A 20,636-nucleotide genomic window follows, 5' to 3' on the forward strand; every position below is an offset into this window, starting at 1 on the left:
TTCAATCCAAGTCAGCCACTCTAGGGTCAATTGCGCAAAGTCTCGGTGCCGCACCGCACAAGCTTGCAACAAATTGCTTCTGAAATCAGCGCCCACCCTGATTTGAGAAAGCCCGTGCGTGACAGCTTGCCGCCTCTTGATCTGTCAAGATATTCCACACTGCTTCGCACATACAGCTCATGAACACCACCAGCCCATGAACACCACCAGCCCATGAACACCACCTCTTTGCCCCAGTCTTGTGAACATGCCTTGTTGATCGGTCGCCTTTGGCTGCCCGACACCGGCCCCGTTTTGGTAGCAGTCACGCCTCAAAGCGTGCTGGACCTGTCCAAATTGGCCCCCACCTGCAGTGCCTTGCTAGAACAAGACCAGCCCGCGCAGCGGGTCAGGCAATGGATGGCCCACGAGCAAGCCACATGGCTGGCCGATACGGACGCGGTTTTGGCCAACAGCAACGAGGCAGTTCGTGACCCGGCCATGCCGTGGTTCATGGCCCCTTGCGATTTGCAAGCCATCAAGGCCGCAGGCGTGACCTTTGTGGCCAGCATGCTGGAGCGGGTGATCGAAGAGCAAGCCCGAGGCGATGCCAGCCGAGCCGAGGCCGTGCGCCAGGCCGTGGTGGCAGTCATTGGTGACAACCTGCGCAGCGTGAAACCCGGCTCGCCCGAATCGGTCAAGCTCAAGGAGGTGCTGCTGGCCCAAGGCATGTGGTCGCAATACTTGGAGGTGGGCATCGGTCCGGATGCCGAAATATTCACCAAAGCGCAAGCCATGAGCGCGGTCGGCACGGGTGCCATGGTCGGGATTCACCCAGCCAGTCAATGGAACAACCCCGAACCCGAGATCGTGCTCGCGGTCAACTCGCGCGGCGAGGTCGTGGGGGCCACGCTGGGCAACGACGTGAACCTGCGCGACTTTGAAGGCCGCAGCGCATTGCTGCTGGGCAAGGCCAAGGACAACAACGCCAGTTGCGCCATTGGACCTTTCATTCGCCTGTTCGACTCCCACTTTGGCATGGACGATGTGCGCCAATGCGACCTCAGCCTGAAAGTGGAAGGCCCCGAAGGCTTTGTTCTGCTAGGCAGCAGCGCCCTGTCCCAGATCAGCCGCGATCCATTGGATCTGGTCAACCAGGCCATGGGCAAATACCACCAATACCCCGACGGCATGATGCTGTTTCTGGGCACCATGTTTGCCCCCACGCAAGACCGCCACGGCCCCGGCCAAGGTTTCACCCATGTCGTGGGGGATGTGGTGAGCGTCTCCACACCTCACTTGGGCAGCTTGGTCAACCGGGTCACCACCTCCGACCAAGCCCCGCCATGGCGCTATGGCGTCAGCGCACTCATGCGCGATCTGGCCCGGCGAGGCCTGCTGGCATAATTTCGGCTTGCAACAGGGCTGCATCTGGCCCCTTTTCCTGAAAGAACACCATGAACACCACCCCCTCCGGCCTGCAATACGAAGACACTGTCGTGGGCGAAGGCGCCGAAGCCACCCCGGGCCAAGACGTCACCGTGCACTACACAGGCTGGCTGTACAAAGATGGCCAGCAAGGTGCCAAATTTGACTCCAGCCGCGACCGCCGCGACCCCTTTGTGTTTGGTTTGGGGGCGGGCATGGTCATCAAGGGCTGGGACGAAGGCGTGGCCGGCATGAAAGTCGGCGGCCAGCGCACCCTGATCATCCCTTCCGAATTGGGCTACGGCGCACGCGGCGCTGGCGGGGTGATCCCGGCCAATGCAACGCTCAAATTTGACGTGGAATTGCTGGCACTGAACTGATCCCGATCAGTGCTTGGCTCAGCCGGACCCGCCGTTTGGCGGGTTTTTTCTTGCCCTGCGCTGCCAGATTCCAAACGCAAAACCCCTCTTGAAGCCTGAAACATCGCCCCTATTTAAGAGGGGTATTCATTTTTTGCGGACATTGTTCATGTCAGACACCACTCAAAACCCCAATCCCCAAGCACTGAGCGACGAAGAGTCTGCTGCAACTGCCAGCGCGCAGACCGCCACCTCGACCGACCCATTGGCCGATGCCCAAGCTGAGCTGGTCAACCTGAAGGCCCAAAACGCCGATCTGGCCGACCAGTTTTTGCGTGCCCAAGCCGATGTGCAAAACGCCCGCCGCCGTGCCGACGACGAAATCGCCAAGGCCCGCAAGTTCGCCGTAGAAGGTTTTGCCGACAGCCTGCTGCCTGTACTGGACAGCCTGGAAGCCGGTTTGGCCATCCCAAATGTGACGATCGAGCAAATCCGCGAAGGCTCTGAAGCCACCTTACGTCAGCTCAAAAGCGCGCTGGAGCGCAACAAAGTGCTCGAAATCGCGCCTGCAGCAGGCACTAAATTCGACCCGCACCACCACCAAGCCATCAGCGTGGTGCCCGCAGACCAGGAAGCCAACACCGTGGTCAATGTGCTGCAAAAAGGCTATTCCATTGCTGACCGTGTCTTGCGGCCTGCTTTGGTGACTGTCACAGCACCCAAATAAACACCTTTTCGGCCTTTTTGGGGCATTTTCGCGTGCAAGGGGACTTGAAAAGTCCCTGCGACACCCCACTTGCAGACCATCTGCACTTTCACTAATTTTCGGAGCATCAAAATGGGAAGAATCATCGGTATTGACCTGGGCACCACCAACTCGTGCGTGGCCATCATGGAAGGCAACACGACCAAAGTGATCGAAAACGCCGAAGGCGCTCGCACCACCCCGTCGATCATTGCGTACCAAGAAGACGGCGAGATCTTGGTCGGCGCATCGGCCAAGCGCCAAGCGGTCACCAACCCCCGCAACACCTTGTACGCAGTCAAGCGCCTGATCGGTCGCAAGTTTGCTGAAAAAGAAGTCCAAAAAGACATCGACCTGATGCCTTACACCATTGCCAAAGCCGACAACGGCGACGCTTGGGTGGAAGTGCGCGGCAACAAGCTGGCCCCACCGCAAATCAGCGCTGAAATCCTGCGCAAGATGAAGAAAACCGCCGAAGACTACCTCGGCGAAGAAGTGACCGAAGCCGTCATCACCGTGCCCGCTTACTTCAACGACGCACAACGTCAGGCCACCAAAGACGCAGGCCGCATTGCCGGTCTGGACGTCAAGCGCATCATCAATGAGCCCACGGCTGCTGCTTTGGCCTTTGGTTTGGACAAGACCGAAAAGGGCGACCGCAAGATCGCCGTGTATGACTTGGGCGGCGGCACGTTTGACGTGTCCATCATCGAAATCGCCGATGTCGATGGCGAAAAGCAGTTCGAAGTGTTGTCCACCAACGGCGACACTTTCCTGGGCGGCGAAGACTTCGACCAGCGCATCATCGACTTCATCATCACCGAGTTCAAGAAAGAATCCGGTGTTGATCTGGCCAAAGACGTGCTGGCCTTGCAGCGCCTGAAAGAAGCCGCTGAAAAAGCCAAGATTGAGCTGTCCAGCTCGGCCTCCACCGATGTCAACCTGCCTTACATCACCGCAGACGCCACAGGCCCCAAGCACCTGAACGTCAAACTGACCCGCGCCAAGCTGGAGCAGTTGGTCGAAGAGCTGATCGAGCGCACCATTGCCCCTTGCCGCATGGCCATCAAAGACGCTGGCGTGGCTGTCGGTGACATCGACGACATCATCTTGGTCGGCGGCATGTCCCGCATGCCCAAGGTGCAAGAAAAGGTCAAAGAATTCTTTGGCAAAGAGCCACGCAAAGACGTGAACCCCGACGAAGCCGTGGCCGTGGGCGCTGCGATTCAGGGCCAGGTCTTGTCGGGTGACCGCACCGACGTGTTGCTGCTCGACGTGACCCCTTTGTCTTTGGGCATCGAGACCATGGGCGGCGTCATGACCAAGATGATCACCAAGAACACCACCATTCCGACCAAGTTTGCACAAACTTTCTCGACCGCTGAAGACAATCAGCCTGCAGTGACGATCAAGGTGTTCCAGGGTGAGCGCGAAATCGCCAGCGGCAACAAAGCGCTGGGCGAGTTCAACCTCGAAGGCATTCCGCCAGCATCGCGCGGCACACCCCAAATTGAAGTGTCTTTTGACATTGACGCCAACGGCATCTTGCATGTGGGCGCCAAAGACAAAGGCACCGGCAAAGAGAACAAGATCACGATCAAGGCCAACTCCGGTTTGTCCGAAGCCGAAATTCAGCAAATGGTGAAAGACGCCGAGCTGAACGCCGAAGAAGACAAGAAAAAACTGGCACTGGTGCAAGCGCGCAACGCAGGCGAAGCCGCTGCCCACAGCGTCAAGAAGAGCCTGGCCGAGCACGGCGACAAGATCGAAGCAGCTGAAAAAGAAGCCATCGAAGCGGCAACCAAGGAATTGGAAGAAGTTTTGAAGGGCGAAGACAAAGACGCCATCGAAGCCAAAACCGAAGCCCTGATGACGGCCAGCCAGAAGCTGGGCGAAAAGGTCTATGCCGACATGCAAGCCCAGCAAGCTGCTGCAGGTGCAGGTGCCGCAGAGTCCGCAGCCCCACAAGACGACAACGTCGTGGACGCTGAAGTCAAGGAAGTCAAAAAGGGCTGATCGCCCTCTGTGATGTTGTGGGAGCGAGCCCCCGCTCGCGAATGCATTCGGCCGCAGGAGCGGCCTCCCACCCACAAGCTGCAGCGTCCCGAGCATGGCTCGGGACGCTTTTTGCATGAAACGGCCTGAAGGCCAGGGTCAAGAGTCATGGCGACAAAACGAGATTTTTACGAAGTGCTGGGCGTTGCCAAAAACGCCTCGGACGAAGACATCAAAAAGGCTTATCGCAAGCTGGCGATGAAGTACCACCCTGACCGCAATCAGGGCGAAGACGCCAAGGCCAAAGAAGCCGAGGCCAAATTCAAAGAAGTCAAAGAAGCCTACGAAATGCTGTCGGACGCGCAAAAGCGTGCCGCCTACGACCAACACGGCCACGCCGGCGTCGACCCCAACATGCGCGGTGGTGCCGAAGGCTTCGGTGGTTTCGGTGACGCTTTTGGCGACATCTTTGGTGACATTTTTGGTGGCCAGGGCCGGGGCGGACGCGGCGGTGGCCGTCAAGTTTTCCGTGGCGCAGACCTGAGCTACGCGATGGAAATCACGCTCGAAGAAGCGGCCAACGGCAAGGACTCGCAACTGCGCATCCCGAGCTGGGACGCCTGCGACACCTGCAGCGGCACCGGAGCCAAGCCAGGCACCAGCGCCAAAACCTGCTCGACCTGCCATGGCCAAGGCCAAGTGCAAATGCGTCAGGGCTTTTTCAGCGTGCAACAAACCTGCCCGCAATGCCGAGGGACCGGAAAAATCATCCCCGAGCCCTGCGGCACTTGTCACGGACAAGGCAAGGTCAAAAAACAAAAGACGCTGGAAGTCAAAATCCCGGCGGGCATCGACGACGGCATGCGCATTCGCAGCGCGGGCAATGGCGAACCGGGCACCAACGGTGGGCCTCCGGGCGATCTGTTCATCGAGATCCGCCTCAAGAAGCATTCTATTTTTGAGCGCGATGGCGACGACCTGCATTGCGCCGTGCCCATCAGCTTCACCAAAGCGGCCCTGGGCGGCGAAATCGATGTGCCCACTTTGGGCGGCAAAGCGGCCATCGACATCCCCGAAGGCACCCAGACCGGCAAGCAGTTCCGCCTGCGCGGCAAGGGCATCAAAGGCGTGCGCGGCAGCTACCCGGGCGACTTGTATTGCCACATCACAGTGGAGACCCCCGTCAAGCTCACCGAGCACCAACGCAAGTTGCTCAAGGAATTTGACGAGTCGCTGTCCAAAGGCGGCGGCAAACACCAGCCCAGTGGCGAGAGCTGGACCGACAAGCTGAAAGGCTTTTTCGGCGGTTGATCTGCGCTTGTCACCTGCGACCTGCCTTACCTTTGTCACCCCCGACGCGATCGGGGGTCTAGGCCTTCGAATTGCATGGATACCCGCATCCGCGGGTATGACAAATAGGGTGGGGGTATGACAAATAGGGTGCAGGCATGACAAATAGGGCGCGGGCATGACACGTGAATGGTCACCCCCGACTGGATCGGGGGTCCATGCTTTCGGCCGCCATGGATACCCGCATGCGCGGGTATGACAGTTAGAGCGCCGCTATGACAGTTAGAGCGCCGCTATGACAGTTAGAACGCCGCTATGACAGCTAGAACGCCGCTATGACAGCTAGAACGCCGCTATGACAGTTAGTGCGCGGGTATGACTATCAGTGCGTCGGTTTGGCAAAACAAGCGTCTACATGACTTGCCTCAAACGCCCTTGTATATTTTGAGCGCAGCATGCCAGCATGAGCGCCACCATCACCTTCCTTGGAGGGGCCGACACCGTCACCGGCTCCAAATACCTGATTGAGCACAACCAGAAGCGGCTGCTGGTCGATTGCGGCTTGTTTCAGGGTTACAAACAGCTGCGCTTGCGCAACTGGAACCCTCTGCCTGCCAACCCCGCGCACATCGATGCGGTGGTGCTGACCCATGCACACCTCGACCACAGCGGGTATCTGCCCTTGCTGGTCAAAAACGGTTTTCGGGGCCGGGTACATGCCACCTCAGCCACTTGCGATTTGGCCAGCATCTTGTTGCCTGACAGTGGGCACATTCAGGAAGAAGATGCTTTTTTTGCCAACCGGCACGGCTTTTCCAAACACGCGCCCGCCCTGCCGCTGTACACCCAACAAGAGGCCATCCACAGCCTCAAGCAATTGCACGCAGAGCATCAGGGCCAGTGGTTCGAACCCATCCGCGGCTGGAAGGCCCGCTTTCAGCCGGCCGGTCACATTTTGGGTGCCGCCAGTTTGTTGTTGGATGTGGGCGGTCGGCGCATTTTGTTTTCAGGCGATCTGGGCCGCCCCGATGACCCCTTGATGAACCCGCCCGAGCCACCGCCGCAGGCCGACACCGTCTTGATCGAATCGACCTACGGCAACCGCCAGCACCCCAAAGAAAAACTGTTTGAAGAACTCGGCCCTCTGTTGAAAAAACTGGCTGCTCGTGGCGGTGTGGCCGTGGTGCCAGTGTTTGCAGTAGGGCGAGCGCAAGCTGTGCTGCACACCATCGCGCAGCTCAAGGCGGCAGGGGAAATACCCCGAGGCTTGCCGATTTTTCTGGACAGCCCCATGGCCATCCACACCACCGCTTTGTTTGAACGCCACCCTGGTGAGCACCGACTGAACGCACAAGAGGTGCGCAACATGGACCATGCGGCCACCATGCTGGAAACGCCCGAACAATCGAAATCGCTGGCACGCCGACACGGGCCCATGGTGATCTTGGCAGCCAGCGGCATGGCCACGGGCGGGCGGGTCTTGCACCACTTGGCGCAATACTTGGGCGATCACCGCAACTTAGTCATCCTGACGGGCTATCAGGCCCCTGGCACCCGTGGCGCGGCGCTGGCCAACGGGCAATCCAGCGTGCGCATCCATGCGCAGGATATCGCGGTGCGTGCTGAAGTCGCACAGATCGAATCGGCCTCGGCCCACGCCGACGCGAACCAACTTTTGAGTTGGCTGCACAAAATGCCCAGTGCGCCAGGTCAGGTGTATGTGGTCCACGGTGAACGCGAGGCGTCCGACATGCTGCGCCAACGCATCGAACATGAAATCAAGTGGCGCGCCATGGTGCCCGAGCACGGTTCGGTCTGGCCTTTGTAGCCAAACGGTAGATTGACTTTGCTCTGATCTACCCTGCTCTGCACAGGCACTTCAAGGTCCAGGACAAGCTGCAGCTTCTCGGCAGAAGCTGTCATGGTCGGCGCCGACGCCCGACCTACAAAAAGCGGTCGAGCAGTTTGCGCGAGTGCTTGTCCATGGCCGCCAGGTCGCGGATCATGAATTGCACGCCATTGGCGTCGTTGATGAGCAGCACCGTGCCAGTCAGGCGACGGATATCTTCTTCGCCTTTGAGCAAAAATTGCGTGACACCCCGGTCAGTCACCACCGACCAGGTGCTGGGTGTGGCAAAGCTGCTGACATCGGTCAACTGCAAAATTTCGGGCAAAAACTCGCGTTCGTTCAGGGCTTGCACCACGCTGGCCCGCAGTGGCGCTTCGAGTTGCGCCAGCTCATCGATCCAGACGATCTCGCGCCCGTCCGCGTCCATCAGCGCCACGCCCGCGTCAGGGGCCGACACGGGATAGGCACGCAAAGCCGTCACAGGCACATACCGCGTGCCGTCGGGCATCGTCAACACCCAGCGGCCAAACGCATCGCGTTGCAAGTCAAACGGGCTCATGCGCTCACCTTTTGTTCTGCAGCTTCAAGGCTCCCGCCCAAAACCGCTTCGGTTTCGGCCTGGCGCTGCTGGGCTTCGTACAGACGCCAATAAGCGCCTTGGGCCTCGATCAACACATCGTGCGTGCCCTCTTCGACCACCACGCCTTTGTCCATCACCACCAGACGGTCGGCCTTGCGCAAGGTCGACAAGCGGTGGGCAATGGCGATGGTCGTGCGACCACGCACCAAGTTGTCCAGCGCTTTTTGAATCTCTTTTTCGGTCTCGGTGTCCACGGCGGAGGTGGCCTCGTCCAAAATCAAAATACGCGGGTTGATGAGCAAGGCGCGGGCAATCGAAATGCGTTGGCGCTCGCCGCCTGACAAACCCTGACCGCGTTCACCCACCAGCGAGTCATAACCCTGCGGCATGCGCAAGATGAACTCGTGGGCATGTGCAGCACGGGCCGCCGCGACGATTTCTTCGCGGGTGGCTTCGGGCTTGCCATAGGCAATGTTGTCGGCGATGGTGCCAAAGAACAAGAATGGTTCTTGCAACACCAAGCCGATTTGACGGCGGTAGTCGGCGACTTTCAGCTGGCGAATGTCGGTGCCGTCCAGCTCAATCGCGCCATCGGTCAAGTCGTAAAAACGGCAAATCAGGTTGACCAAGGTGCTCTTGCCCGAACCGCTGTGGCCCACCAAACCAATCATCTGGCCGGGCTGGATATCGAGGTTGAGTTGGCGAATGACCGCGCGGTTGCCATAGCGGAACCCCGCATCGCGCACGGTAATGCGGCCTTGCACCTGGGGCGGCAAAGCCACCGGGTTCACGGGCTCGGGCACGCTGGACACATGGTCCAGGATGTCAAAAATGCGCTTGGCCCCCGAAGCGGCCTTTTGCGTGTTCGAGACGATCCGGCTCATCGAATCAAGGCGGCTGTAAAAGCGGCCGATGTAGGCCAAAAAGGCGGTCAACACACCGACGGTGATCTGATCGTCCGAGACCAACCAGATGCCAAAACCCCAGACCACCAAGAGGCCGATCTCGGTCATCAAGGTGACCGTAGGCGAGAACAGCGACCACACCCGGTTCAATCGGTCATTGACCAACAGGTTGTGTTTGTTGGCGTCCTTGAAGCGTTGGGCCTCACGGTCTTCTTGCGCAAACGCTTTGACCACCCGAATGCCGGGAATGGTGTCGGTCAGCACGTTGGTCACTTCGGCCCAGACGCGGTCGATCTTTTCAAAGCCGGTGCGCAGTTTTTCGCGCACCACATGGATCAACCAGGCGATGAAAGGCAAGGGCAACAAGGTGACCAGCGCCAAAGTCGGGTTGATGGTGAACAAGATGACCGCCGTCATCAGGATCATCAGCACATCGGTGGCAAAGTCGAGCAGGTGCAGAGACAAGAACACGTTGATGCGGTCGGTCTCGCTGCCAATGCGGGCAATCAGGTCACCCGTGCGCCGCCCGCCAAAATACTCCAGAGAGAGTTTGAGCAAATGTTCATAAGTCGTGGTGCGCAAGTCAGCGCCAATGCGCTCGGAAACCAGCGCCAATATGTAGGTTTTGGCCCAGCCCAGACCCCAAGCCAGCAAAGCAGAAGCCAGTAAGCCCAGCAAATACATGGACACCAACGTGGGATCGATTTCTTTGCCGTTCTGATAAGGAATCAGAATGTCGTCCATCAGCGGCATGGTCAGGTATGGCGGTACCAAAGTGGCGGCCGTGGCCGCCAATGTGAGAGAGAAACCTGCCAGCAAAGAGCGCTGATAAGGCCGCGCAAAACGCCAAAGCTTGAAAAGTGTCCAGGTCGAAGGCGGCGCCAGGTCTTCCCGACCACAACTCGGACAGTCTTCGTCCTCGTCACTCATGACGGTCTGGCAAACCGGGCACACCGAGCCGGACAACACCGCCTGCAAGGGACGGCCTTCCGATGGACTGCCCGATGGCATCAGCTGCTGCGCCAACTGACTTTCAAACTGTGCGGCCCAGCGGGCGACTGCGGCCTGCAGACCCAGCGTGAAGCGCCAAACCGCCAATTGCCCCTCTGGGCTGGTCAAGGCCAGACACCCGACACCCGCATGGTCAGTGAGTTTCAAAGACAAACCCGGCTGCAAAGCCCAGCTGGACCAGTTTTTTTCACCCTCAAGGCGGGATAAGACCCGCTGATCGGTCAAAATGACGGCACTTTTGGCAAATCGCAAGCTGCCGTCCAAGTCAACCTCCAGCCAGGCTGTTGCGTTTTCATCGGGTTGCAGACAAGAATGGACTTCAACCTGCCAAGCGTCGGGAAGAACCTGACGGGATGCAGAGGCCAAAGTAGAAGTTGATGTCATTGAAGGATGAACCGGAAGCGACTCGAACGACCACGGCGGCCGACGAGACAAAAAACAACCATTGATGTCGCACACGACTGCACATGAACTGTCCATGACTCTTTTGAATCCAGAGCAATCTCCCAGCGCCGTGACGGGCCGGTCATTGTATAGCCGCCCTTTTCATTCATGAACGCCAAAAACATCCAATTTCTGCGCATGACCCATTTGCGCGGTCCCAACATCTGGACTTACCGTCCTGTCATGGAGGCGCTGATTGACATTGGCGCGCTGGAAGACTTCCCTTCGAACACCTTGCCAGGATTCAACCAACGTCTGACAAGCTGGCTACCCGGTTTGATTGAACACCGCTGCAGCGTGGGTGAACGTGGCGGTTTCTTGCAACGGCTGGAAGAAGGCACTTGGGCTGGCCACGTACTGGAACACGTTGCACTGGAGCTGCAAACCCAGGCCGGCATGCAAACCGGTTTTGGCAAGGCCCGCGAAGCTGGCCCACGAGGCGTCTACAAAGTGGTGATCCGCACGCGCCACGAAGCTGTCAGCCGAAGCGCACTGGAGACAGCGCGTGAGCTGATCCTGGCCGCCATCGAGGACCGTGCTTTTGATGTCAAGACCGAAGTCAACCGCCTCAAGCAGATGGTCGACAGCCTGTGCATCGGCCCCAGCACGGCCAGCATCGTGGATTCAGCCAGCGACCGGGGTATCCCTGCCATTCGCTTGAACGATGGCAACCTGGTGCAACTGGGCTACGGTGCCCAGCAGCGTCGCATCTGGACCGCCGAAACCGACCGCACCAGCGCGATTGCCGAAGGCATCTCCAAAGACAAAGACCTGACCAAGCAACTGCTCAGCATGTGCGGTGTGCCTGTGCCGCAAGGTCAAATCGTGGGCAGCCCCGCGCAGGCCTGGGAAGCAGCGCAAGACATTGGCTTGCCCGTGTGCGTGAAACCGACCGATGGCAACCATGCCCGTGGCGTGTCACTCGAACTGTCCAAACAGGAAGACATCGAAGCCGCCTACGACATCGCCCTCGCCGAAGGCAGTGAGGTCATCGTTGAAAGTTTTATCCGGGGCGAAGAACATCGCCTGTTGGTGGTAGGCGACCATGTGGCCGCGGCCAACAAAGGCGAAACAGCCAGCGTGGTGGGTGATGGCGTGCACACCGTGTCCGAATTGATCGAGTTGCAGATCAACTCCGATCCCCGCCGTGGCGAAGAAGAAGATTTTCCGCTCGACACCATCCGCCTGGACGAACACACCACCTCGGTGCTGGAACTCAAACGCCAAGGCCTGACGGCTGACAGCGTGCCAGACAAAGACCGATCCGTGCTCATCATGCGCACCGGCAACATGGCGCTGGATGTGACCGACGAAGTTCACCCCGAAGTGGCTGCGCAAGCCGTGCTGGCCGCACGCGTCGTGGGTCTGGACATTGCAGGCGTTGATCTGGTCGCACAAGACATTTCGCAGCCCTTGGCCGCACAAGGTGGCGCCATCGTCGAGGTCAATGCTGGGCCCGGCTTGTTGATGCACCTGAAACCCGCGGTCGGCCAGCCTCGCCCCGTCGGTCTGGCCATCGCCAATCACTTGTTCAAACCAGCTGATACCGGCCGCATTCCGGTGGTTGGCCTCATGGGCGATGGCGACACGACCCGCCCAGCGCAATTGGTGGACTGGCTGTTGCACCTGAAAGGCCTGTACACCGGATTGGCCTGTGCGGACGGCTTGTACATGAACCAGCGCCAGCTGCAAAGCCACGGCGGTATGGACTGGGACAATGCCCAGCGACTTTTAATCAACCGATCTGTTCAGGTCGCTGTTTTTGAAAGCGATGTACGCCATTTGCTGGCCGAGGGCTTGCCCTATGACCGTTGCCAAGTGGGCGTCGTCACACGCATGCCCAAGGCCCAAGGTCTGGACGACTTGTACGCAGGCAACGACGAGAAAATGCCGAGCTACGTGCGCACACAAATCGACGTGATCTTGCCGCATGGCACGGCCGTGCTGAATGCGGCTGACGAACAAGCGGCCGATCTGGCACGCTATTGCGATGGCAGTGTGATTTTTTACGCTGACGACGAAAACAACCCTCGCCTTTTGGCCCACCTCGCCGCAGGGGGCCGCGTGGCTTTCTGGCGTGACGGACAACTGGTTTTGAGTGAAGGCCCGCGCGAGTCGCTCGTGTTGTCCGCCAAACGACCTGCGGTGTCACGCTTGCTGCAAAACGGCAAACTCAGCACCGACGACATGCTGATTGCCTCCTGTGTGGCTTGGGCGCTGGACATCAGCACGGATCTGATCCGGGCTGGCGTCAAGAGCTTCGGCCAGAACACCCCTCATTAACACCCGACGAGCCCTTCGGCCTTACCGCATCACAGGAATCCTGGTTCATGGAAGTGTCAAGAATTCGCGCCCTGCGCGGCCCCAATTTGTGGAGCCGTCACACGGCCATTGAAGCCATCGTGACCTGCCCGGAGGCCGAACGCAGCCTGTCGGCCAACCACCCGATCGAGCAGCGCCTGCGCCGCATCTTTCCCGAGGTAGGCCCCATCGAGGGCAGCCGCTCAGGCCAAGCACCCTCGATGGCTCATGCTCTCGAAAAAGTCACGCTGGCTCTGCAAGCCCAAGCGGGCTGCCCTGTCACTTTCAGCCGCACCACGGCCACCGAAGAGGCCGGGGTTTACCAAGTGGTGGTCCAATATTCTGAAGAAGCTGTGGGCCGTCTGGCGCTGGAATTGGCTGAAAAGCTTTGCCAGTCCGCCATGCAAAGTCACGGGTTTGACCTGGAAAGCGCTTTGGCCCAGCTCCACGAATTGGACGAAGATGTGCGTTTGGGGCCATCCACCGGTTCGATCGTCGATGCAGCGGTGGCGCGGGGTGTTCCCTTCCGCCGCCTGACCGATGGCAGCCTGGTCCAATTTGGCTGGGGTTCGCAGCAGCGCCGCATTCAAGCGGCCGAGATTGACTCCACCAGCGCGATTGCCGAATCGATCGCGCAAGACAAAGACCTGACCAAAAAACTGCTGCACGCAGCCGGTGTGCCTGTGCCCTTGGGCCGTCCGGCCCAAACGCCCGACGAAGCCTGGGCCATCGCCATGGAAGTGGGCCTGCCTGTGGTGGTCAAACCACAAGACGGCAATCAAGGCAAAGGCGTCACGGTCAACATCACCGAGCGCAGCGCGTTTGACAACGCCTATGCCACCGCCGAGCGCTATGGCACCGTGATGGTCGAGAAGTTTTTGCCCGGCCATGATTACCGCCTGCTGGTGGTGGGCAACAAGCTCATCGCCGCCGCACGCCGTGAGCCCCCGTTGGTGGTGGGTGATGGCAAACACACTGTGCGCCAATTGGTGGATCTGGTGAACGCCGATCCGCGCCGCGGCACCGGTCACTCGACCTCATTGACCAAAATCCGTTTTGACGACATTGCCATCGGTCGCTTGCACGCCCAAGATCTGGAGCCTGAGTCGGTGCCCGAAAAAGGCCGAAGGGTCATTTTGCGCAACAACGCCAACCTGTCAACCGGTGGCAGCGCCACCGACGTGACCGACGATGTGCACCCTGAAGTGGCCGCCCGCGTGGTCGAGGCAGCTCAGATGGTGGGCTTGGACATTTGCGGTGTGGACGTGGTGTGCGAATCTGTTTTGCGCCCACTCGAAGAACAAAACGGCGGCATTGTCGAAGTCAATGCCGCACCGGGCTTGCGCATGCACATCAGCCCGTCTTACGGCAAGGGCCGTGACGTGGGCAACGCCGTGATCGACCAGATGTTCCCCAATGGCGCAACCGGCCGCATTCCGGTGATCGCGGTCACGGGCACCAATGGCAAAACCACCACAGTGCGCTTGACGGCGCACTTGCTCAAGGCGCAGGGCCTGCGCGTGGGCATGACCAACACCGATGGCGTTTACGTCAATGGCCGCCAAACCGATTCCGGCGATTGCAGCGGCCCCCGCAGCGCCCGCAATGTGCTGATGCACCCCGATGTGGATGCGGCCGTGTTCGAGACCGCGCGCGGTGGCCTGCTGCGCGAAGGCCTGGCCTTTGACCGCTGCAATGTGGCCATCGTCACCAACATGGGCGGCGGTGATCACTTGGGCCTGAACTACATCACCACGCTCGAAGACCTGTCTGTTTTGAAGCGTGTGATTGTGCTCAACGTCGAGCAAAACGGCATGGCCGTGCTCAACGCAGCCGACCCGGCTGTGGCTTCGATGGCACCGCACTGCCCTGGTGATGTGACCTTTTTTGCGCTCGATGCCAACCAGCCCGTGCTGGCCACGCACCGCGCTCAAGGCAAGCGTGTCGTGTTCACCGAAGACGGCCACATCGTGGCCCAAAAGGGCAAACAGATTTTACGCATTCCCCTGTCCCAAGTGCCGCTCACCCGACAAGGCCAGATCGGGTTCCAGACCGAAAACGTCATGGCCTCCATTGGCGCTGCCTGGGCCGTGGGTGTGCCGTGGGATGCAATAGCCCAAGGTGTGGCCACCTTCATCAGCGACATCCAGGGCGTGCCTGGCCGCTTCAATGTGTTTGACTACCGAGGTGCCACCCTGATCGCCGACTACGGCCACAACCCGGATGCCATTCAGGCGCTGGTGCAAGCGGTGGACAACATGCCTGCCAAAAAGCGCATGGTGGTCATCAGCGGTGCAGGCGACCGACGCGACCAAGACATCCGCGACCAAACCAAAATTTTGGGCCAAGCCTTTGACGATGTCTTGCTCTACCAAGACGCCTGCCAGCGCGGACGTGAAGACGGTGAAGTCATCACCTTGTTGCGCGAAGGTTTGCAAGGCGCTGCGCGGACCACTTATGTGCAAGACATTCAGGGCGAGTTCAACGCGATTGACACGGCCTTGAGCCGCCTGTCAGCGGGTGACCTGTGCCTGATTTTGATCGACCAGGTGGAAGAGGCTTTGGCCTACATCACCGAGAAAGTCAAAGCCAGCGGCGCTTGACCTCAAGCAGCTGGGTTCATGAACAAGGCCAGTGCCACACTGGCCTTGAACACACCGGCCCACAGCCACCATCGCCACAAAGTCGCTGACTGGCGTTCCACCAGCCGGTAGAGCAATGCGCCACCCACCAGTGACAACAACAGGGCGAGTAGCATGCCCAGTGTGTTGGCCCACAGCACATCGGGCCACACGGCGCTGACCCCTGCGCTGACGACCACGGTCACGCCAAAATGGATCAAAAACACCGAATACGACACGGTGGACAGCCAGTGCACGGCTTGCACCCACCATGAAGAGCGGATGAAATCACCGGACAACCACGCTGCAGGCACGCCCATCAACAAACAGGCCACGCCCAACGCAGTTGCAATGCGCAAGCGAGGCTCCAGCCACCAAGCGACGGCACCAATCACCAGCATCAACGCCCACGCCAGCCAACGCTGATTGGGTGCACCAGGCATGCCCGAGCTGGCATGCTGACGCGCCTCCCAAGCGAGCAAACCCAAACCGTAAGAGCCAAAAAAATAAACGCCGTGGTTGTCCAGACCAGCGTGCAAGTTCCACCCCCACAAAGAAGTGCAGGTCAAGCACAACCACAGGCCCCAGCGCAAAGTCCGAGCCGAGTGCACCGCGTGCGCCGAACGACAGGCTTTGACCAGCATCAGACTGAACAAGGTCATGGCGTACAACTGAAAATCGATGGCCACGTACCAAATACCAGCCGACAGCGCCTCCATGTCCAGCACATGCTGCAGCAGCAGCATGTGTGCCAGTGCCTGCCCCCAATCGGGCGTGGCCGACAGGCTGGCATGGTCAAAGTCAGGGCGTACCCATTCGGTGACCAAGACGGTGAAACTGAGCGCCGCCAGCAAAGGAATAGCCAAGCGCAAATAGCGTTGCCAGGCCAGTTTCAGGGCCTCTGACAAATCCAGTGCCTCATACCGCGCCAGACTGCCTGCGGTCAAGAAACCCGCACACACCAAAAAGAACTGCACCGCCAAACGACCGTGGTCATAAAGCCAATCCAGCACAGCAGGCCAGGCAACGGCCACCACATCCGACATGGGGCCATAAAACGCCATGTGGTGCAGCACGATGAGCAAGCAGCCGGAGGCCTTGATCGCATCAATCAAAAAAGAGCGCCCCGAAGGGCGCTTTGCGAACGTGGAAACCACCGGGTTCAGACAAACACCGCCGTCATCACAGTGCCAAGCGCACGCGTGCTGCTTGGTATTGCGCCTTGAACTTGGCCACCAGTTCGGCCGTGCTCACCACCGCCTGAATGGCACCAATACCTTGGCCGCAACCCCAAATGTCTTTCCAGGCTTTTTTGGCATCGCCGCCAAAGTTCATCTTGGTCGGATCGGACTCGGGCAGGTTCTCTGGGTCCAGGCCTGCAGCGCGGATCGATGGGGCCAGGTAATTGCCGTGCACACCTGTAAAAAGGTTGCTGTACACGATGTCGTCCGAATTGCTGTCGACGATGGCTTGCTTGTAGTCATCTGCGGCACGCGCCTCGTGGGTCGCGATAAAGGCCGAACCAATGTAGGCAAAGTCTGCGCCACAGGCCTGCGCCGCCAAAATGGCATCGCCTGAAGCGATCGAACCCGACAAGGCCACTGGGCCATCGAACCACTGGCGAATTTCCTGGACCAAGGCGAACGGGCTTTTAACGCCCGCATGGCCTCCCGCACCAGCGGCCACAGCAATCAGGCCATCAGCGCCCTTTTCGATCGCCTTGTGTGCATGCTTGTTGTTGATGATGTCGTGCAGCACCACACCACCGTAGCTGTGTGCGGCTTGGTTGATCTCTTCCCGCGCACCCAGCGAAGTGATGATGATCGGCACCTTGTATTTCACGCACATGGCCATATCGTGCTCAAGGCGGTCATTGCTCTTGTGCACGATTTGGTTGATCGCGAAAGGTGCAGCGGGCTTGTCCGGGTTGGCTGCGTTGTAGGCGGCCAGGGCTTCGGTGATTTCGATCAGCCAATCTTCCAATTGCGCGGCAGGCCGGGCGTTCAAAGCGGGCATTGAGCCCACAACGCCGGCTTTGCACTGCTCAATGACCAGCTTGGGGTTGCTGATGATGAACAAGGGTGATGCGATGACAGGAAATGGCAGCTTCGCCAGAACGGGTGGCAACTTGGACATGGGGTCTCCTCAAATGGTGGACGAATTGTCTAAGACCGAAACAGGGATGGCTGTCGGCGCGGGGACACGCCAGCCAGTTTGAAAACAGCAAAAGCCAACAAGCCACGCCCGAAGGTTGGGCCTGCCGGTCTTCAGCCGCGGTCGAGAAAATTCAGAAAGCGTCAAGCGCCATCGCTGTCACGCTGCCAGCGCCTTCCACGATGCTGTCGCGCAGGCCGGGGGCCTTGGACAGGATGTGGTCCGCGTAAAAACGTGCGGTGGTGACCTTGGCCAGCATGAAGGCGGCATCTTGCGCCTGCGCTTGCGGGCTGAGTGCCACCAGCAAAGCGCGGCCCATTTGCCAGCCCGCCATCAGGTTACCAGCCAGCATGAGGTACGGCACGCTGCCTGCAAACACGTCGTTGGGGTAGGCCTTGGTGTTGCCCGCCACGAAATCGACCACGTCCACAAAGGCTTCACGCGCGGCCTTGAGGCGACGGGCCACAGCTTGCGCATCAGCGTTGCCGGAGGCGGTCAGTTCGCTTTCGGTCTGCGCCACTTGCGCGGCCAGTGCCTTGGCGGTTTGGCCACCATCGCGCGCAGTCTTGCGGCCCACCAGGTCGTTCGCCTGGATCGCGGTCGTGCCTTCGTAGATGGTCAGAATCTTGGCATCGCGGTAATACTGCGCCGCACCGGTTTCTTCGATGAAGCCCATGCCACCATGCACTTGCACGCCCAAGCTGGTGACTTCCAGACTCATCTCGGTGCTGTAGCCCTTGACCAGCGGCACCATGAATTCGTAAAACGCCTGGTTTTGCTTGCGCACCTCGGCATCGGGGTGGTGGTGCGAGGCGTCGTAAGCAGCGGCAGCGGTAGAGGCCATGGCGCGGCATCCCTCGGTATAGGCGCGCATGGTCATCAGCATGCGACGCACATCGGGGTGGTGAATGATGGGGCCCGCTGCAGGCAAGCTGCCATCTACAGGGCGGCTTTGCACGCGGTCGCGAGCGTACTGCACGGCACGCTGGTAAGAGCGCTCAGCTATCGCGATACCCTGCACGCCGACCGCATAACGGGCTGCGTTCATCATGATGAACATGTATTCAAGGCCCCGGTTTTCTTGACCGACCAAATAACCCACGCCCCCACCGTTGTCGCCAAACTGCAGCACGGCTGTAGGGCTGGCCTTGATGCCCATTTTGTGTTCGATGCTCACGCAATGCACGTCGTTGCGCTCGCCCAAGGAACCATCGGCATTGACCCTGAATTTAGGCACCACGAACAGGCTGATGCCTTTGACGCCCTCAGGCGCACCCGCCACGCGGGCCAGCACCAGGTGCACGATGTTCTCGGCCATGTCGTGCTCACCGTAGGTGATGTAGATCTTGGTGCCGAAAATTTTGAAAGAACCATCGGGCTGTGGCTCGGCGCGGGTACGCACAGCGGCCAAGTCCGATCCAGCCTGTGGCTCGGTCAGGTTCATGGTGCCTGTCCACTGGCCGGAAATCAGTTTTTCGAGGTAGATGGCTTTGAGCTCGTCAGAGCCAGCGGTGATCAAAGCTTCGATCGCACCGTCGGTGAGCAAGGGGCACAGCGCAAACGCCATGTTGGCCGAATTGAGCATTTCGCCGCAAGCCGCGCCAATGGTTTTGGGCAGGCCTTGACCACCAAACTCCGTCGGGTGCTGCAAGCCTTGCCAGCCGCCTTGGGCGTATTGCTGATAAGCCTCTTTGAAGCCAGGCGTGGTGGTCACACCGCTGCCGTTGTGAAAAGACGGGTTCTTGTCACCTTCCCAGTTCAGCGGCGAGATCACGTCCTGGTTGAGCTTGGCGCACTCCTCGAGAACGGCTTGCGCGGTTTCAAGACCTGCATCTTCAAAGCCCGGAATTTGCGCGATCTGGTCGATTCGAGCCAGATGTTCGATATTGAAAAGCATGTCCTTCAAGGGGGCGATGTAGCTCATTTTTGTCTCCTGCAACAGATTGAAAACGGAAATCCAACAAACCGGTAGCTGTGCTCAAGGGCTACAAAAAAGGCATCGCGTGCGATGCCTTTTTTTGTACGCCGATGGCTCAAAGTGCCTGTGTCAACTCGGGCACTGCCGCAAACAAATCGGCTTCGAGACCAAAGTCGGCCACGCTGAAAATCGGGGCCTCAGGGTCCTTGTTGATCGCCACGATCACCTTCGAATCCTTCATGCCCGCCAAGTGCTGGATCGCACCCGAAATGCCGCACGCGACATACAACTGCGGCGCGACGATCTTGCCCGTCTGGCCCACCTGCAAGTCGTTGGCGGCGTAACCGGCATCGACCGCCGCACGGCTCGCACCAATGGCAGCACCCAGCTTGTCGGCCAGCGGCGTCATCACTTCGTTGAACTTTTCAGCACTGCCCAAAGCACGACCACCCGAGACAATGATCTTGGCAGCAGTCAACTCGGGGCGGTCGTTCTTGGCGATCTCGCTGCCCTTGAAGCTGCTCTTGCCGCTGTCAGCTTGCGCTGCCGCAATTTCTACCTCTGCGCTGCCACCCGTTGCGGCTGCGGCGTCAAAGCCGGTCGTGCGCACGGTGATCACTTTGGTGGCGTCGGTGCTTTGCACAGTGGCAATGGCGTTGCCAGCGTAGATCGGTCGCTCAAAGGTGTCGGCCGAGTCCACCTTGGTCACGTCACTGATCTGTGCCACATCCAGCTTGGCCGCCACGCGGGGGGCCACGTTTTTGCCGCCTGCAGTGGCAGGAAACAGGATGTGGCTGTAATTGCCAGCAATGGCGAGCACTTGGGCCGCCACGTTTTCGGCCAGTCCGTGGGCCAGAGATTCGCTGTCGGCATGGATGACTTTGGCGACGCCAGCTATTTTGGAGGCCGCTTGCGCAGCCGCAGCGGCGTTGTGCCCCGCCACCAGCACATGCACATCACCCCCGCAAGCAATCGCTGCGGTAATGGTATTCAAGGTGGCGCCTTTGATGGAGGCGCTGTCGTGTTCTGCGATAACGAGAGAAGTCATGTTCTTTTG

At 59.5% G+C, this 20,636-nt stretch carries 14 protein-coding genes; 8 read left to right on the forward strand and 6 right to left on the reverse strand.

Going from position 1 to position 20,636, the window contains the following annotated elements; genetic code table 11:
• Nucleotides 1–213 precede the first annotated feature (213 nt).
• The 6 genes from ACZ5RG_RS08990 (at nucleotide 214) to ACZ5RG_RS09015 (ending at nucleotide 7,624) form a co-directional block, all read left to right on the forward strand.
• Nucleotides 214–1,386: a fumarylacetoacetate hydrolase family protein gene (locus ACZ5RG_RS08990; protein WP_464446867.1), complete on the forward strand. Its 1,173-nt coding sequence runs from the start codon at nucleotides 214–216 to the stop codon at nucleotides 1,384–1,386.
• A gap of 50 nt (nucleotides 1,387–1,436) precedes the next feature.
• Nucleotides 1,437–1,787, forward strand: coding sequence for an FKBP-type peptidyl-prolyl cis-trans isomerase (locus tag ACZ5RG_RS08995; protein ID WP_019430328.1), 351 nt, complete (start codon nucleotides 1,437–1,439; stop codon nucleotides 1,785–1,787).
• Nucleotides 1,788–1,935: 148 nt separating this feature from the next.
• Complete coding sequence (grpE, locus tag ACZ5RG_RS09000; RefSeq protein WP_298599506.1) at nucleotides 1,936–2,493, forward strand: nucleotide exchange factor GrpE; 558 nt, start codon at nucleotides 1,936–1,938, stop codon at nucleotides 2,491–2,493.
• A 111-nt stretch (nucleotides 2,494–2,604) separates the two neighbouring features.
• Nucleotides 2,605–4,527 carry a molecular chaperone DnaK gene (dnaK, locus tag ACZ5RG_RS09005; RefSeq protein ID WP_312261271.1) on the forward strand — a complete coding sequence of 641 codons (1,923 nt, stop codon included), beginning with the start codon at nucleotides 2,605–2,607 and terminating at the stop codon, nucleotides 4,525–4,527.
• A gap of 147 nt (nucleotides 4,528–4,674) precedes the next feature.
• Entirely contained in the window at nucleotides 4,675–5,817 is a 1,143-nt protein-coding gene (dnaJ, locus tag ACZ5RG_RS09010; RefSeq protein ID WP_019430331.1) for a molecular chaperone DnaJ, read from the forward strand.
• 442 nt (nucleotides 5,818–6,259) lie between these two features.
• Entirely contained in the window at nucleotides 6,260–7,624 is a 1,365-nt protein-coding gene (locus ACZ5RG_RS09015) for an MBL fold metallo-hydrolase (protein ID WP_312261268.1), read from the forward strand.
• Nucleotides 7,625–7,739: 115 nt separating this feature from the next.
• Here the strand turns inward: ACZ5RG_RS09015 and ACZ5RG_RS09020 are convergent, their stop codons facing one another.
• Together ACZ5RG_RS09020 and ACZ5RG_RS09025 are read right to left on the reverse strand one after the other, a co-directional pair.
• On the reverse strand, nucleotides 7,740–8,204 hold the full coding sequence (locus tag ACZ5RG_RS09020; RefSeq protein ID WP_298603111.1) for a cyanophycin metabolism-associated DUF1854 family protein: 465 nt from the start codon (nucleotides 8,202–8,204) through the stop codon (nucleotides 7,740–7,742).
• On the reverse strand, nucleotides 8,201–10,525 hold the full coding sequence (locus tag ACZ5RG_RS09025) for a cyanophycin metabolism-associated ABC transporter (RefSeq protein WP_298603108.1): 2,325 nt from the start codon (nucleotides 10,523–10,525) through the stop codon (nucleotides 8,201–8,203). The genes ACZ5RG_RS09020 and ACZ5RG_RS09025 overlap by 4 nt, the downstream gene beginning before the upstream one ends.
• Nucleotides 10,526–10,693: 168 nt before the next feature.
• Here ACZ5RG_RS09025 and ACZ5RG_RS09030 point away from each other — a divergent pair, with 168 nt between their 5' ends.
• Together ACZ5RG_RS09030 and cphA are read left to right on the forward strand one after the other, a co-directional pair.
• Entirely contained in the window at nucleotides 10,694–12,868 is a 2,175-nt protein-coding gene (locus ACZ5RG_RS09030) for a cyanophycin synthetase (protein WP_464446868.1), read from the forward strand.
• A gap of 47 nt (nucleotides 12,869–12,915) precedes the next feature.
• The gene (cphA, locus tag ACZ5RG_RS09035) at nucleotides 12,916–15,489 is read left to right on the forward strand and encodes a cyanophycin synthetase (RefSeq protein ID WP_464446869.1); all 2,574 of its coding nucleotides are present in this window, start codon (nucleotides 12,916–12,918) and stop codon (nucleotides 15,487–15,489) included.
• A gap of 2 nt (nucleotides 15,490–15,491) precedes the next feature.
• Here the strand turns inward: cphA and ACZ5RG_RS09040 are convergent, their stop codons facing one another.
• From ACZ5RG_RS09040 to ACZ5RG_RS09055, 4 genes are all read right to left on the reverse strand, one after another.
• Nucleotides 15,492–16,622 (reverse strand): acyltransferase family protein, encoded by a 1,131-nt coding sequence (locus tag ACZ5RG_RS09040; RefSeq protein ID WP_315235804.1) that lies wholly within the window; start codon nucleotides 16,620–16,622, stop codon nucleotides 15,492–15,494.
• A 67-nt stretch (nucleotides 16,623–16,689) separates the two neighbouring features.
• A complete protein-coding gene (locus ACZ5RG_RS09045; protein ID WP_298603096.1) occupies nucleotides 16,690–17,643 on the reverse strand; it encodes an NAD(P)H-dependent flavin oxidoreductase in 954 nt (317 codons plus the stop codon).
• A 151-nt stretch (nucleotides 17,644–17,794) separates the two neighbouring features.
• Nucleotides 17,795–19,585, reverse strand: coding sequence for an acyl-CoA dehydrogenase (locus ACZ5RG_RS09050; protein WP_464446870.1), 1,791 nt, complete (start codon nucleotides 19,583–19,585; stop codon nucleotides 17,795–17,797).
• A gap of 109 nt (nucleotides 19,586–19,694) precedes the next feature.
• Entirely contained in the window at nucleotides 19,695–20,627 is a 933-nt protein-coding gene (locus ACZ5RG_RS09055) for an electron transfer flavoprotein subunit alpha/FixB family protein (protein ID WP_298603091.1), read from the reverse strand.
• Nucleotides 20,628–20,636 lie beyond the last annotated feature (9 nt).

This window comes from Limnohabitans sp. TEGF005 (assembly GCF_055394835.1).

Coding starts and splice junctions, on each gene's coding strand:
- ACZ5RG_RS08995 (WP_019430328.1), top strand. CDS start 1,437: ATGAACACCACCCCCTCCGGCCTGCAATACGAAGACACTGTCGTGGGC.
- ACZ5RG_RS09055 (WP_298603091.1), bottom strand. CDS start 20,627: ATGACTTCTCTCGTTATCGCAGAACACGACAGCGCCTCCATCAAAGGC.
- cphA (WP_464446869.1), top strand. CDS start 12,916: ATGGAAGTGTCAAGAATTCGCGCCCTGCGCGGCCCCAATTTGTGGAGC.
- ACZ5RG_RS09025 (WP_298603108.1), bottom strand. CDS start 10,525: ATGACATCAACTTCTACTTTGGCCTCTGCATCCCGTCAGGTTCTTCCC.
- dnaK (WP_312261271.1), top strand. CDS start 2,605: ATGGGAAGAATCATCGGTATTGACCTGGGCACCACCAACTCGTGCGTG.
- ACZ5RG_RS09050 (WP_464446870.1), bottom strand. CDS start 19,585: ATGAGCTACATCGCCCCCTTGAAGGACATGCTTTTCAATATCGAACAT.
- ACZ5RG_RS09045 (WP_298603096.1), bottom strand. CDS start 17,643: ATGTCCAAGTTGCCACCCGTTCTGGCGAAGCTGCCATTTCCTGTCATC.
- dnaJ (WP_019430331.1), top strand. CDS start 4,675: ATGGCGACAAAACGAGATTTTTACGAAGTGCTGGGCGTTGCCAAAAAC.
- ACZ5RG_RS08990 (WP_464446867.1), top strand. CDS start 214: ATGAACACCACCTCTTTGCCCCAGTCTTGTGAACATGCCTTGTTGATC.
- grpE (WP_298599506.1), top strand. CDS start 1,936: ATGTCAGACACCACTCAAAACCCCAATCCCCAAGCACTGAGCGACGAA.
- ACZ5RG_RS09015 (WP_312261268.1), top strand. CDS start 6,260: ATGAGCGCCACCATCACCTTCCTTGGAGGGGCCGACACCGTCACCGGC.
- ACZ5RG_RS09030 (WP_464446868.1), top strand. CDS start 10,694: ATGAACGCCAAAAACATCCAATTTCTGCGCATGACCCATTTGCGCGGT.
- ACZ5RG_RS09020 (WP_298603111.1), bottom strand. CDS start 8,204: ATGAGCCCGTTTGACTTGCAACGCGATGCGTTTGGCCGCTGGGTGTTG.